Annotated in this window: 13 protein-coding genes; all 13 read left to right on the forward strand. The window is 62.7% G+C overall.

Translation table 11 applies throughout. From position 1 onward, the window contains the following. The first annotated feature begins 15 nt into the window (after positions 1-15). The 13 genes from MNR02_RS22290 to MNR02_RS22350 all read left to right on the forward strand — a co-directional run bounded on the left by MNR02_RS22290 (position 16) and on the right by MNR02_RS22350 (position 13,047). Positions 16-1,074: an ABC transporter ATP-binding protein gene (locus MNR02_RS22290; RefSeq protein ID WP_241949643.1), complete on the forward strand. Its 1,059-nt coding sequence runs from the start codon at positions 16-18 to the stop codon at positions 1,072-1,074. 107 nt (positions 1,075-1,181) lie between these two features. Then, entirely contained in the window at positions 1,182-2,087 is a 906-nt protein-coding gene (locus tag MNR02_RS22295; protein WP_241949644.1) for a dihydrodipicolinate synthase family protein, read from the forward strand. 104 nt (positions 2,088-2,191) lie between these two features. Further along, entirely contained in the window at positions 2,192-3,202 is a 1,011-nt protein-coding gene (locus tag MNR02_RS22300) for a DctP family TRAP transporter solute-binding subunit (protein WP_241949645.1), read from the forward strand. Between the two features lie 49 nt (positions 3,203-3,251). Next, positions 3,252-3,809, forward strand: a complete 558-nt coding sequence (locus tag MNR02_RS22305) for a TRAP transporter small permease (protein WP_241949646.1) — start codon at positions 3,252-3,254, stop codon at positions 3,807-3,809. Further along, positions 3,806-5,083 carry a TRAP transporter large permease subunit gene (locus tag MNR02_RS22310; protein WP_241949647.1) on the forward strand — a complete coding sequence of 426 codons (1,278 nt, stop codon included), beginning with the start codon at positions 3,806-3,808 and terminating at the stop codon, positions 5,081-5,083. The genes MNR02_RS22305 and MNR02_RS22310 overlap by 4 nt, the downstream gene beginning before the upstream one ends. A 9-nt stretch (positions 5,084-5,092) precedes the next feature. Further along, a complete protein-coding gene (locus tag MNR02_RS22315; RefSeq protein WP_241949648.1) occupies positions 5,093-6,505 on the forward strand; it encodes an FAD-binding oxidoreductase in 1,413 nt (470 codons plus the stop codon). Position 6,506: 1 nt separating this feature from the next. After that, positions 6,507-7,499, forward strand: coding sequence for a dihydroxyacetone kinase subunit DhaK (locus MNR02_RS22320; protein WP_241949649.1), 993 nt, complete (start codon positions 6,507-6,509; stop codon positions 7,497-7,499). Next, positions 7,499-8,119 carry a dihydroxyacetone kinase subunit L gene (locus MNR02_RS22325; RefSeq protein WP_241949650.1) on the forward strand — a complete coding sequence of 207 codons (621 nt, stop codon included), beginning with the start codon at positions 7,499-7,501 and terminating at the stop codon, positions 8,117-8,119. Before MNR02_RS22320 ends, MNR02_RS22325 begins: the two co-directional genes overlap by 1 nt. 82 nt (positions 8,120-8,201) lie before the next feature. Beyond that, the gene (locus MNR02_RS22330) at positions 8,202-9,005 is read left to right on the forward strand and encodes an IclR family transcriptional regulator (RefSeq protein ID WP_241949651.1); all 804 of its coding nucleotides are present in this window, start codon (positions 8,202-8,204) and stop codon (positions 9,003-9,005) included. A 70-nt stretch (positions 9,006-9,075) separates the two neighbouring features. Beyond that, positions 9,076-9,981: a dihydrodipicolinate synthase family protein gene (locus MNR02_RS22335; protein WP_241949652.1), complete on the forward strand. Its 906-nt coding sequence runs from the start codon at positions 9,076-9,078 to the stop codon at positions 9,979-9,981. A gap of 87 nt (positions 9,982-10,068) precedes the next feature. Further along, positions 10,069-11,049, forward strand: coding sequence for a tripartite tricarboxylate transporter substrate binding protein (locus MNR02_RS22340; protein WP_241949653.1), 981 nt, complete (start codon positions 10,069-10,071; stop codon positions 11,047-11,049). Positions 11,050-11,068: 19 nt separating this feature from the next. Then, complete coding sequence (locus MNR02_RS22345) at positions 11,069-11,554, forward strand: tripartite tricarboxylate transporter TctB family protein (RefSeq protein ID WP_241949654.1); 486 nt, start codon at positions 11,069-11,071, stop codon at positions 11,552-11,554. Further along, a complete protein-coding gene (locus MNR02_RS22350; RefSeq protein WP_241949655.1) occupies positions 11,551-13,047 on the forward strand; it encodes a tripartite tricarboxylate transporter permease in 1,497 nt (498 codons plus the stop codon). Before MNR02_RS22345 ends, MNR02_RS22350 begins: the two co-directional genes overlap by 4 nt. Positions 13,048-13,213 lie beyond the last annotated feature (166 nt).

The raw sequence follows: 13,213 nt of genomic DNA on the forward strand, positions 1-13,213 counted from the left end.
TGGGAGGAATACGCAATGAACGGCGTTCGAATTGAAGGCGTTCGCAAGGCTTACGGCGCGCTGGATGTGCTGCACGGCATCGACATCGATATCGAGGACGGCGAGTTCGTCACCCTGGTCGGCCCCTCGGGCTGCGGAAAATCAACGCTCCTGCGGATGATCGCGGGCCTGGAGACGATCAGTGACGGGACGATCAACATCGCCGGCCGCGTCGTCAACGAGGTGGCGCCGAAAGACCGCGACATCGCAATGGTCTTCCAGAACTATGCGCTGTATCCGCACATGACGGTGGCGCAGAACATGGGCTTCTCGCTCAAGCTGCGCGGCGTCGATGCACTGAAGATCAAGTCTGCCGTCGAGGCGGCGGCCGAGATCCTCGACCTGTCGAAACTTCTGGAACGCTATCCCAAGCAGCTCTCCGGCGGTCAGCGCCAGCGTGTCGCCATGGGGCGCGCCATCGTGCGCGATCCGGAAGTCTTTCTCTTCGACGAGCCGTTGTCGAACCTCGACGCGAAGCTGCGCGTGCAGATGCGCTCGGAGATCAAGGGGCTGCATCAGCGCCTGAAGACCACCACCATCTACGTCACCCACGACCAGATCGAGGCGATGACGATGGCCGACAAGATCGTCGTCATGCGCGACGGGCGTGTCGAGCAGGTCGGCAAGCCGCTCGATCTTTATGACCGACCGGCCAATCTCTTTGTGGCCGGCTTCATCGGCTCGCCCTCGATGAATTTCCTGCCGGCGACGATGAGCGCGGGCAGCGTGCGGATGGCTGACGGCATCGCGCTGCCGGCCGGTGCGCGTGCTGATGCGGGCAATGCACCGCAACAGGTCATGTACGGCATTCGTCCCGAGCATATCGCGGTTGCAGCCGAAGGCATTCCCGCCACGGTCTCGCTTGTCGAGCCGACCGGCGCCGAGACGGTCCTTTCTTTCGCGATCGGGAAGGAAACGCTGACTGCCGTCGTGCGCGACCGGTTGTCCGTTCAGCCGGGAGACCAGGTGTTTCTTCAATTCCAGCAAGGTGCCGAACACCTTTTCGATGCGGCGAGCGGTGCCCGTCTGGCCTGAGGCGGAAACCGAAATCGGAGGGAAAAGGCGATGCGGTCGGCGGGAGGAATTGACAGTAAATTATATGTCCATTATTCAGACATCATGTCCGCATAATGGAGAATATGATGAGCGCAGGTCCGCAGTTCTTTGGCGTCATTCCGCCCACCACCACACCCTTTGACGCCGAAGGCAACATCCTTTTCGACGACTTCCGGGCCCAGGTCCGCTTCATGGTCGATTCCGGCGTGCATGGCCTGTGCGTCGGCGGTTCGTCCGCCGAGGGCCACACGCTGGAAATGGGCGAACTGCAGGCGCTCCTGGAAACGGCCGCCGAGACGCTCGACGGCAAGCTGCCGCTGATCGCCGGCGTCATCATCAACTCCACCCGCCAGGCGGTCGACCGCTGCAAGATGGCGGCGCGTGCCGGCTCCGTCGCCCTTCAGGTGACGCCGCCGCATTACGTGTTCCGTCCGTCCGACGATGCCATCGTCGATCACTTCCGGGCGATCGCCGAAGAGAGCGGCCTGCCGGTCCTCATCTATAACGTCGTTCCCTGGTGCTATCTCAATCCTGCGCTTCTCATCCGCATCATGCGCGAAATCCCCGGCGTCATCGGCGTCAAGCAGAGCAACGGCGACCTGAAGCTGCTGGCCGATCTTCTGCAGGAAATCCCCGAGGGCAAGCTGGTGTTCACGGCTGTCGATGCGCTGCTCTATTCGAGCTTTGCGCTGGGCGCGCACGGCACGATCGCCGCCAATCCGGCGGCTGCCCCCGTTGCCGTGGTCAAGCTGTGGGATCTCGTCCAGGCGGGTCGTCATGACGAGGCGCTTGCACTGCACCGCAAGCTCCTGACGTTCTGGAACGCGCTGATCTGCGACGATCTGCCGGCGTGCATCAAATATGCCCAGTCGCTGCAGGGCGTGCCGCTGGCCCTGCCGCGCGCGCCGATGCGCATGCCCGACGAGGCCCGCAAGCGCCGCATCGCCGATGCCTTCGCAGCCATCAACGGTGCGGAGCGCGCCGCGGCGTGAGTGAATTCGGGAATGCGCGCTCCGGCGCGCATTCCAGCGCCCTGTGGAGGCAGGGGCCCGCTTCGGCGGTCATCCGATTTCAAATCGTTTCTGGGAGGGAAGCAATGTTTCGCATCAACCGTTTCAAGGTCACGGCAGCCGCGGCTTTATTCTTTGCGGGTCTCGCTGCGTCGAGTGTCACCGCTGCCGATCTTCGCGCCGGCACCAGCATGGCCGCCAACCATCCGTCTGCGCAGGTGCTGACCAAGCTTTCCGAACTGGTCAAGGAAAGAAGCAACGGCAATCTCAACATCACGGTCTATACCGACGGCACGCTCGGCAATGACGGGCAGATGCAGCAGCAGGTGCAGTCCGGCACGCAGGATATTTCCACGGCCAACGCCGCAGGTCTGGCGGCTCAGGTCAAGGAAATGGCCGTGGTAGAGTTCCCGTTCATTTATCGCAATTCGGATGAATTCTACACTGTTCTCGGTGGCGAGATGGGCAAGGAGCTGGCCGACAAGCTCTACGAGAAGGGCTGGGTCGCGCTCGGCTTTTCGCATAACGGCTTTCGCCATGCCACCAACAGCAAGCATCCCATCGAGAAGTGGGAGGATTTCGCAGGCTTGAAGATCCGCGTCATCCCCAATGCGATGTATATCGACATGTTCTCCGCGCTCGGCGCCAATCCGACGCCGATGCCGGTCTCCGAAGTCTATGCCGCGCTCGAGACCGGTGCGGTGGACGCGCAGGAGGCGCCTTTCGCGCAGATCAACGCCATGCGCATCTTCGAAGTGCAGAAGTACATGAGCACGACCGGCCATGCCGTGAACTCCGAAGTCATCATCCTGAGCCGCAAGACCTATGACGCGATGTCGCCGGAAGACCAAAAGCTCGTTGTCGAGGCGGGCAGGGATGCCGTGGAATGGAAGCGCCAGCAGTTCCAGGAAATGGAGGCCGGGCTCGCAAAGGCCATCGAAGAGGGCGGCATGACGATCAACGCGGTCGAGCCCGCCGAACTCGCCCGCATGGCCGAGAAGATGCAGCCCGTCATCGAGAAGCATGCCGAACTTGCCGGCAAGGACTTCACCGAGCGTTACATCAAGGCCATCGAGGCCGGCCGCACCGGCAACTGACGGGAGAGGGGCGGGCTAGGCGCCCGCCCTTGATCCCCGGGGACAACGCATGCGTATCGTCGACCTTCTGTTCCGCTTCTTCGAGTTCGTGCTCGTCGTGCTCCTGACCGCCATGGTGGTCATGGTGTTCGGCAATGTCGTTCTGCGGTACGCCTTTAATTCGGGCATAACCGTTTCCGAGGAACTGTCCCGCTTCGCCTTCATATGGCTGGCCTTTATCGGCGCGGTCGTGGGCGTGCGGGACCGCGCCCATCTGGGAGCCGATTTTGTCGTCAACGCGCTGCCGCCGGCGGCCCGCAAGGTCTGCTTTCTCCTGTGCTCCGGTCTGATCATCTGGAGTGCGTCGCTGATCTTCATCGGCACGTTCCGTGGCCATGCCATCAATATGGAGAACTACTCTCCGGTGATGGGCATACCGATGGAGTATGTCTATGCCTCGGCCTACGTCCTTTCGATCGGCATTATCGCCCTGACCGTTGCGCGTCTCTACCAGTTCGCGACCGGGAAACTCAGCAACGCGGAACTGTTCGCAGCCGTTGATCCCGAAGAGGCGATGGCGCTCGAAACCAACGTTTCCGGCCAGAATTCCAGCGAGACAAAACGATGACCGTCGCCATATTCGTAGGTGCTCTCCTTGGCGCCATGGCGATCGGTCTGCCGATCGCATTCGCCCTGCTCGTTACCGGCATCGCGCTGATGGTCTATCTCGGCACGTTCGACGCGCAGATCATTTCGCAGAACCTCTTCGCCGGCGCGGACAGTTTCCCGCTGATGGCCGTGCCCTTCTTCATGCTTGCCGGCGAACTGATGAATGCCGGCGGGCTTTCACGCCGCATCGTCGAAGCAGCAATGGCCTGGGTCGGCCATTGGCGAGGCGGGCTCGGCTATGTCGCGGTCATTGCCTCGGTGATCATGGCGTCGCTTTCCGGTTCTGCCGTTGCGGATACGGCGGCCATCGCCGCGCTGCTCATCCCCATGATGCGCAAGGCGAACTACAACGTACCGCGTGCGGCGGGCCTGATTTCGGCCGGCGGCGTCATCGCGCCCGTCATTCCGCCATCGATCGGCCTCGTCCTCTATGGCGTCTCAGGAAACGTTTCCATCCGCCAGCTCTTCCTCGCAGGTATCGTGCCGGGCATCCTCATGGGGCTGGCGCTGATGACCACCTGGTGGCTGGTCGCGCGCCGTGACAGCGTCGCCGTCAGCGAAAAGATGGGCTGGGACACGCGCATCAAGACGCTTGTCGATGGCTTCTGGGCGTTCCTCCTACCCATCGTCATCATCGGCGGCCTGAAAATGGGTGTCTTCACGCCCACGGAAGCCGCCGTCGTCGCCGCCGTCTACGCCTTGTTCGTCGGGCTGTTCATCTATCGCGAACTCAAGATTTCCGATCTCTATCACGTCTTCCTGGCCGCCGCGAAAACGACTTCCGTCGTGATGTTCCTTGCCGCCACGGCCGTGGTGTCCGCCTGGCTGATCACCATCGCCAACGTGCCGGCCGAAGTGACGCAACTGCTTGAACCCTTCATGGACAACAAGATCCTGCTGATGTTCGTGATCATGGTGCTCGTCGTCATCATCGGTACGGCGCTGGATTTCGTGCCCACCATCCTGATCCTCACGCCGGTTCTCGTGCCCGTCATCAAGACGGCGGGCATCGATCCGGTTTATTTCGGCGTACTCTTCATCATGAACAATGCGATCGGGCTCATCACGCCGCCGGTCGGAAACGTTCTGAACGTTGCGGCCGGCGTCGCAAAAGTGCCGCTCGGTTCGGTCATTCGCGGCGTCATGCCCTTCCTGGTGGCGGAAATCCTCGTCCTGTTCCTGCTGGTCCTCTTCCCGCAGCTTGTGACAGTTCCGCTTCAATACCTTCGTTGAGATGAGATCATGACGCCTTTATCCTCACAGACCCGTTTTGCAGCAGAGGTATTGCCGGAACTGTCCGCTCTTCTGGGCGACCGGATCGTGACCTCTCACGCCGTGCGCGAACAGCACAGCCATGGGGAGGGCATGCCGGACAGCGTTCTGCCCGATGCGGTTGCTTTTGCCCTCACCACCGAAGAGGTCTCGGCCATCGCCGCGATCTGCAATCGCACGTCGACCCCGCTCATTCCCTTCGGTGCCGGTTCCTCCCTGGAGGGTCACGTCGTTCCGCTTCGTGGCGGCGTGGCCCTCGACTTGTCCGGCATGACGCGCATCGTGGAAATCAATGCCGACAGCATGGATTGCCGCGTGGAGGCGGGGGTCACGAAGGAACAGCTCAACGAGGAGCTGCGCGCGAGCGGCCTGTTCTTCCCCGTCGATCCGGGCGCGCACGCCACGCTCGGCGGCATGGCCGCCACGCGAGCGTCCGGAACGAATGCTGTGCGTTACGGCACGATGCGCGATGTGACACTCGGCCTGACAGTCGTCACGCCGGACGGGCGGATCATCCGCACGGGTGGCCGGGCGCGCAAATCCTCCGCCGGCCTCGACCTCACCCGGCTTTACGTCGGCAGCGAAGGCACGCTCGGCATCATAACCGAAGTCGCACTGCGGCTGAGCGGCATCCCTGAATCCATTGCCAGCGCGATCTGCCAGTTCCCAGATCTGGAAAGTGCCGTGGCAACAGTCATCGCGGCGCTCCAGATCGGCATCGACGTTGCGCGCATCGAGCTTGCGGACGATATGCAGATGCGCGCCTGCATCCGCTATTCAAAGCTGGAAGGCCTCGAAGAACTGCCGACCCTGTTCTTCGAATTTCATGGAACGCCGGCCGTGGTCGCCGAGCAAGTCGAGATGATGCAGGCGCTTGCCGGCGAGAATGGCGGCGAAGGCTTCAAGTTCGCCAACAGGCCCGAGGAGCGCTCGCGTCTTTGGGCCGCCCGCCACAATGCCTATTTCGCCAATATCGCGATGATGCCAGGTCACAAGCTCATCGGAACGGATGCCTGCGTGCCGATCTCGGAACTCGCCGCCTGCATCGAGGCCACCCAGCGCGATATCGCCGAGAGCGGACTTGTCGCGCCGCTGGTCGGGCATGTCGGTGACGGCAATTTCCATCTCGGCATCCTGTTCGATCCGGACACGCCAGCCCAGCGCCGGGCGGCCGAGGCGCTGGCGAGCCGGGTCAGCCTGCGCGCCATCGCGCATGGTGGAACCTGCACAGGCGAGCACGGCATCGGCGTCGGAAAGATAGGCTACATGGAGACCGAGCACGGCCCGGCTCTCGATGTCATGCGCGCAATCAAGGCGGCGCTCGACCCGAACGGAATCATGAACCCGGGCAAGATGCTGCCCGAAGCCAAAAGGGAACACTGACATGAAGAAACTGATGAATGCGCCGGGTGATTTCGTCGATCAGGCGCTCGACGGCTTGACGCTCGCCAACCCGTCCCTGGTGCGGGACGGCGAAAGCGGTCGTGTCATTCGCCGGGCCGAAGGCATTCGCAAGGGCAAGGTCGGCATCGCCTCGGGCGGCGGTTCCGGTCATTTGCCGCTGTTCACCGGCTATGTCGGCCGTGGTCTGCTGGATACCTGCTCCATCGGAAACGTGTTCGAGGGGCCGAATGTCGGCTCGTGCATGGATGCCATCCGCCTTGCCGATGGCGGCCGCGGGGTCCTGCGCCTCTACGGCAACTACGGCGGCGACCGCATGAATTTCGACATGGCGGGCGAAATGCTGGAGGATGAGATTCGCACGACGACGGTGCTCGGCAACGACGATATCGCGAGCGCCCCGCCGGAGGAGAGCGCAAAGCGGCGCGGCGTTGCGGGCATCATCTATGCCTACAAGATCGCCGGCGCGAATGCTGAAACCGGCGCCGACCTCGATGAAGTGACGGCAATCGCGGCGAAGGCCGTGGCCTCCACCCGCACCATCGGCGTCTCGCTTTCGCCATGCCAGGTGCCGGGCTCGGCAAAACCGACCTTCGAGATCGCCGATGACGAGATCGAAATGGGCATGGGCATCCACGGCGAACCCGGCATCTGGCGCAACAAGCTGCGTCCGGCGGACGAGATCGCCGACGAGATGGTGCAGCGGCTGCTGGCCGAAGCGCCCGGCAATGCGGGCTCGGAGGTCTCCGTCCTCGTCAACGGCCTCGGCGCGACGCCGCTGGAGGAACTCTTCATCCTTTATCGTCGTGTGGCGGAGAAGCTCGGCGAGAGCGGCTTGCGCATCGTCCAGCCGCTGGTCGGGAATTATGTCACCTCAATGGAAATGGCAGGAGCGTCCATCAGCCTCTGCTTCCTGGACGACGAAATGAAGGGCCTGCTGGCTGCGCCGGCCGAATGCCCATTTTGGAGGGTATGATGAGCACTTTCGATATTCAGGATGTAAAACGCACTGTCGCGATGGCGGCCACGGCCATGACCGTCCTCGAACAGGAGCTGAATGCGGCCGACGCGAAGCTGGGCGACGGCGATACGGGCGGCATGCTGGCGCGCGTCATCGGGGCGCTCGATAACGCATCCCTGCCCGACGGTGGGGATGTCGGCGCGGGTTTCTCCGCCTATGCCAAGGCGGCCGCAATGGCGACGGGTTCGAGCCTCGGAACGCTTCTGGCGACGGCGCTGATGACGTTTGCCAGGGAAACGAAAGGGCGCGCCGAGGTGCCGGTCGCGGAACTCGGCGACCTGCTCGCCAAGGCGCGTGATGCGATGATGGCGCGCGGCGGCGCCAATCTCGGCGACAAGACCATTCTCGATGCGCTCGATGCAGTCGCAAAGGCTATTTCCGGCATCGACAGTGCCCAAGAGGCGCGATCGAAAGCGGTGGCGGCCTCGGGCGAGGCGCTGGATCAGTTCCGCCAGAAACCGAACAAGGTCGGCAGGGCACGCATGTTCGCCGATGCCACCATCGGCATGGACGATCCGGGCATGCTGGCCTTCGCGCGGCTTTGCGCCGCGGTGGCCGGGCCTGGGGCGCAGTAACGCGCCAAACATTCCAACGCCACCGGAAGCATGGTAACCCGGAGCTTTCAAAACCCTGAGGCGACGAGGAGCCGACGTACCGATGACTACCCAAAACCGGGAAAGGGATGCAGACCGCAATTCCAGCCAGATGCTTTCCTTCTCGAAAATGCTCTCCGTGCTGGACTGTTTTTCGCGGGATGACCGTTCGCTGACGGTGCTGGAGATATCCAGGCGCACCAAGCTGCCGCGCACGACGGTTCACCGCATCGTCGCTTCCCTGAAGGCATTGGGCCTCATCGATCAGGACCGGGACCGGGAGAAATACCGGCTCGGTCTGAAGCTCTTCGAACTCGGCAATACGGTGCTGGCCAACATGGATGTGCAGCGCGAGGCCAGCGAAAGCATGGCGACCCTTGTCAACAAGACCGGCCAGTCGGTGCATCTCGGCGTGTTCGACGGGTTCGAAATCGTTATGGTCGAGCGGGCCGATTCAAAGGTCGGCCAGCTCAACCGTGTCGTAACGCTGGAGAGCGCGGCGGCCTATTGCAGCGCAACCGGCAAGGCCGCCCTGGCGTTCCAGCCGCAATCCGTCGTGGATCGCATCATCCAGCACGGTTTTACGGCACTGACGCCCAACACCATTACCAGCGGCAAGCAGCTGATGGATGAACTCGAATTGATCCGCACGCGCGGCTACTCGATCGATGACGCGGAATATGAGGAGTGGCGTCGCTGCGTCGCCGCACCCATCCGCAATGCGACCGGGCGCGTCTTCGCGGCAATCAGTGTGACCGGCAAGAAGGAAGAGTTCACGGATGCGACCATCCGGCAATACGCATCGCTCGTCATCGCGCAGGCCGACCAGATTTCCCGTCGGCTTGGCTATGAGCGCGAGCAAGATTGAGGGTGAAAAGGCTTGACGCTCCACCGTATGTCCATTATTCAGACATCATGTCCGCATAATGGAGAATATGATGAGCGCAGGTCCGCAGTTCTTTGGCGTCATTCCGCCCACCACCACCCCCTTTGACGCCGAAGGCAACATCCTCTTCGACGCCTTCCGCACCCAGGTCCGCTTCATGGTCGAGTCCGGCGTGCATGGCCTGTGCGTCGGCGGTTCGTCGGCCGAGGGCCACACGCTGGAAATGGGCGAACTGCAGGCGCTCCTGGAAACGGCCGCCGAGACGCTCGACGGCAAGCTGCCGCTGATCGCCGGCGTCATCATCAACTCCACCCGCCAAGCGGTCGACCGATGCAAGATGGCGGCGCGTGCCGGCTCCGTCGCCCTTCAGGTGACGCCGCCGCATTACGTGTTCCGTCCCTCGGACGATGCCATCGTCGATCACTTCCGGGCGATCGCCGAAGAGAGCGGCCTGCCGGTCCTCATCTATAACGTCGTTCCCTGGTGCTATCTCAATCCTGCGCTTCTCATCCGCATCATGCGCGAAATCCCCGGCGTCATCGGCGTGAAGCAGAGCAATGGCGACCTGAAGCTGCTGGCCGATCTTCTGCAGGAGATCCCCGAGGGCAAGCTGGTGTTCACGGCTGTCGATGCGCTGCTCTATTCGAGCTTTGCGCTGGGCGCGCACGGCACGATCGCCGCCAATCCGGCGGCTGCCCCCGTTGCCGTGGTCAAGCTTTGGGATCTCGTCCAGGCGGGCCGCCACGACGAGGCGCTTGCGCTGCACCGCAAGCTCCTGACGTTCTGGAACGCGCTGATCTGCGACGATCTGCCGGCCTGCATCAAATATGCCCAGTCGCTGCAGGGCGTGCCGCTGGCCCTGCCGCGCGCGCCGATGCGCATGCCCGACGAGGCCCGCAAGCGCCGCATCGCCGATGCCTTCGCCGCCATCAACGGCGCGGAGCGCGCCGCGGCGTGAGTGATATGAGGCCGCCGGCATCGGAGGTTGCCGGCGGTCTCCAAACATACCGGAGCATCCGCTTCACCACATCAAAGGGAGGATATCATGACAGACCGTACTCGCACGTTTTCTCGCTATGCCGCAGGCTTCCTCATGGCGGGCAGCCTGCTTTCTGCGTCCGCTGCCATGGCCGAGTGGCCCGAGCGACCCGTGACGCTTGTCGTCGTGGCCGGTGCCGGCGGCGGCAGCGACTACACGATGCGTCTTCTCGGCGCTGAGCTGGAAGCAGCCCTCGGCAAGCCCTTCACCATCGTCAACCAGGCGCAGGCCTCGGGTATCGTCGGCTACACGACCTATACCAGCGCAGCGGCCGATGGTTATACACTCGGCCAGCTTTCCCCCATCGCGCAGTTCAAGCTGCTTGGGCAGGCGAACTTCACGCCGGACAATTTCACGGCTATTGCCCAGTTCAACGCCGACCCGTCCGCTATTCACGTCGCCAAGGATTCCGAGATCACGGACATGAAGGCGCTCGTCGAGATCCTGAAGGCGGATCCGGGCAAGCTCAAGATTTCCTGCGGCGGTTCCTGCAATGCGAGCTGGGACATCCCCTTCGTTTCGATGCTGCTCGATCAGGGTGTCGATGTGACCAAGCTGAACCTCATCCCAGGACCGGGGTCTGCCGCAGCCCTGCAGGAACTGGCCGCAGGCGGCGTGGACGTCGTTCTGTGCTCGATCCCCGAAACCACCGCTCTTGCCGAGGCCGGCATCGTGCGTAGCGTCGCGGTCATGAGCGAAGAACGTATTGCGATCGATGACAGCATTCCGACCGTCAAGGAGCAGCTCGGCAAGGCCTATGTCGGCGGTACCTGGCGCGGCATCGGCGGCCCGGCCAACATGGATCCGGCCCTTGTCACGAAAATCGAAGGCGCGATCAAGCAGGCTGTCGAGAGCGAAAAGTTCAAGACGGGCATGGAAGCGCGCGGCTTCGGCGTGGCGTGGCTTGACCATGCCGCCTTCACCGCTTTCCTCGACAGCCATTTCGAGGAAACCACGAAGGTCATCAACGCTCTCAAGGGGCAGTAATCCCGAGGAGATCGCCGATATGGTGAAGTTTCACGACCGGCATCTGGGCGTGGTGATGGTGGTGCTTGGCGCTGCCATCACCGGCCTCGCCATGGTCCTGCCGGGGCCGATTACCGGGGCACATATCGCCTATGGTCCCGGCTTCTTCCCATCGCTGCTCGGCGTGGCTACCATGCTGGCGGGGCTGGCGCTGGCCATTCGTGGCCCCCAGGCGGACACGGATAGCGATGCGTCCGATGCAGAAGCCAAGGGCAGGCCCCGGTTCGTCGCCCCGCTTCTCGTTCTCGGTTCGATGCTCGCCTATGTCTATCTGAGCGACACGGTCGGCTTTCTTCCGATAAGCCTGGTCATTCTCGTGGTGCTCCTGATGGTCGGCGGCATGCGGTTCGTCTCCGCGCTTCTGCTGTCGCTTGCCACGAGCATCACAATCTATCTCCTCTTTTCAAAGGTGCTGATGGTACCGCTTCCGCGCGGCCTGCTTCAGCCCTGGGCAATCTGGCTATGATGGTACATATCCTGTCGGCGGCGTCCGAACTGTTTTCGCCCTATGTGATGGCGGTCATTTTCGGTAGCGCCGTCTTTGGCCTGTTCATCGGCGCCATTCCCGGCCTTACCGCCACCATGGCGACGGCTCTGCTCGTGCCCATCACGTTCTATATGGACCCGGTGCCGGCCGTTGCCGCCATGGTCACCGCGTCGGCTATGGCAATGTTTGCCGGCGATATTCCCTCCGCGCTGCTTCGCATGCCGGGCACGCCGGCTTCCGCCGCCTATACCGACGATGCCTTCGCCTTGACGAAAAAGGGCATGGCACATGTTTCCCTCGGCATCTGCCTGCTGACCTCGGCCATCGGCGGGATCTTCGGTGCCCTCGTTCTCTCCGCGTTCGCGCCGCCGCTGGCATCGCTCGCGCTGAAATTCAGCAGTTTCGAATATTTCTGGCTGTGCCTGCTGGGCCTGACGACATCCGCCTTCATCATGCAGGGCTCGCCGATCAAGGGCATCATCTCACTCTCCCTCGGCCTTTTCGTCTCGACCATCGGCATCGATCCTGTAAGCGGCGTGCCGCGTTTTACCTTCGGCGCGCCCTCGCTCATCGGCGGCGTCTCGCTCGTGCCGGTCATGATCGGGGTTTTCGCGGTGGCCGAAATCTTGCGCTTCTACGCGCATCGCAATCCCAAACTGGCGCTGGAACAGGTCGAACTGAAGGGCGTGTTTACGGGGCAGGGGCGTATCCTGTGGCGCGAGCGCAAGGCGATCGCGCAGGGCAATGTGCTTGGAACGCTCATCGGCATCGTGCCGGGCGCGGGCGCCGATATCGCCGCCTGGATCTCCTATTCGGTGGCCAAGAAGTTTTCGCGCAAGCCGGAAGAATACGGCCGCGGCTCTGAAGAAGGCCTTGCGGCGGCGGGCGCCGCCAACAATGCAGCCGTCAGTGGCGCCTATATCCCCGCGCTTGTCTTCGGCATTCCCGGCGATGCCATCACGGCCATTGTAATCGGCGTGCTCTTCATGAAGGGCGTCAATCCGGGACCGACGATCTTCCTCAACAATCCGTCCACGGTCTACGGCATCTTCATGGCGTTCCTTGTCGCCAACCTCTTGATGATTCCGCTCGGATGGGTGGCGATCCGCTGTGGCCGCGTAATCCTGAAGGCGCGGCTCTCCATCCTCATGCCGATCATTCTCGTTTTTTGCATGGTCGGGTCGTTTGCCGTCGACAACACGGTAGCGGCCGTCGGTGTGGCGCTCGCTTTCGGCGTCATCGGCTACTTTATGGAAGAGGCCGGCATTCCCATCGCCCCCTTCGTTCTCGGCATCGTACTGGGCCCTCTGGTCGAGCAGAACTTCCTGACGTCGATGATGAAATCGGGTGGGTCTTTCGTTGCCTTCTTCGACCGGCCGATTGCGGCGGGGTTGGCGCTTGTGACAATCATGATCTGGTTGTCGCCGCTGCTCGCGTTCTGGCGGCGCCGCAAACTGGTAGACCAAGCGTGAGAATGCGGGCGTACCAGCCAGTCTGTATTGCTTCTCGAAAGAGTTCAGGCCGTTATTCCATTCGGCGCCGACCGGTCGGCGTCGTGTGAACCTGTCGATCTTCGGTTCGCCACCGCGGCTGCATATCTTCACCGTTCTTTAACCGGGTTTTTTGCCATCGGCTTAA

The organism is Shinella sp. H4-D48 (assembly GCF_022637395.1).
GTDB classification, from domain to species: Bacteria; Pseudomonadota; Alphaproteobacteria; order Rhizobiales; family Rhizobiaceae; genus Shinella; species Shinella sedimenti.

Bases quoted from the DNA above. Each gene is read 5' to 3' on its own strand.
- MNR02_RS22290 (WP_241949643.1), top strand. From the start codon at position 16: ATGAACGGCGTTCGAATTGAAGGCGTTCGCAAGGCTTACGGCGCGCTG.
- MNR02_RS22295 (WP_241949644.1), top strand. From the start codon at position 1,182: ATGAGCGCAGGTCCGCAGTTCTTTGGCGTCATTCCGCCCACCACCACA.
- MNR02_RS22300 (WP_241949645.1), top strand. From the start codon at position 2,192: ATGTTTCGCATCAACCGTTTCAAGGTCACGGCAGCCGCGGCTTTATTC.
- MNR02_RS22305 (WP_241949646.1), top strand. From the start codon at position 3,252: ATGCGTATCGTCGACCTTCTGTTCCGCTTCTTCGAGTTCGTGCTCGTC.
- MNR02_RS22310 (WP_241949647.1), top strand. From the start codon at position 3,806: ATGACCGTCGCCATATTCGTAGGTGCTCTCCTTGGCGCCATGGCGATC.
- MNR02_RS22315 (WP_241949648.1), top strand. From the start codon at position 5,093: ATGACGCCTTTATCCTCACAGACCCGTTTTGCAGCAGAGGTATTGCCG.
- MNR02_RS22320 (WP_241949649.1), top strand. From the start codon at position 6,507: ATGAAGAAACTGATGAATGCGCCGGGTGATTTCGTCGATCAGGCGCTC.
- MNR02_RS22325 (WP_241949650.1), top strand. From the start codon at position 7,499: ATGAGCACTTTCGATATTCAGGATGTAAAACGCACTGTCGCGATGGCG.
- MNR02_RS22330 (WP_241949651.1), top strand. From the start codon at position 8,202: ATGACTACCCAAAACCGGGAAAGGGATGCAGACCGCAATTCCAGCCAG.
- MNR02_RS22335 (WP_241949652.1), top strand. From the start codon at position 9,076: ATGAGCGCAGGTCCGCAGTTCTTTGGCGTCATTCCGCCCACCACCACC.
- MNR02_RS22340 (WP_241949653.1), top strand. From the start codon at position 10,069: ATGACAGACCGTACTCGCACGTTTTCTCGCTATGCCGCAGGCTTCCTC.
- MNR02_RS22345 (WP_241949654.1), top strand. From the start codon at position 11,069: ATGGTGAAGTTTCACGACCGGCATCTGGGCGTGGTGATGGTGGTGCTT.
- MNR02_RS22350 (WP_241949655.1), top strand. From the start codon at position 11,551: ATGATGGTACATATCCTGTCGGCGGCGTCCGAACTGTTTTCGCCCTAT.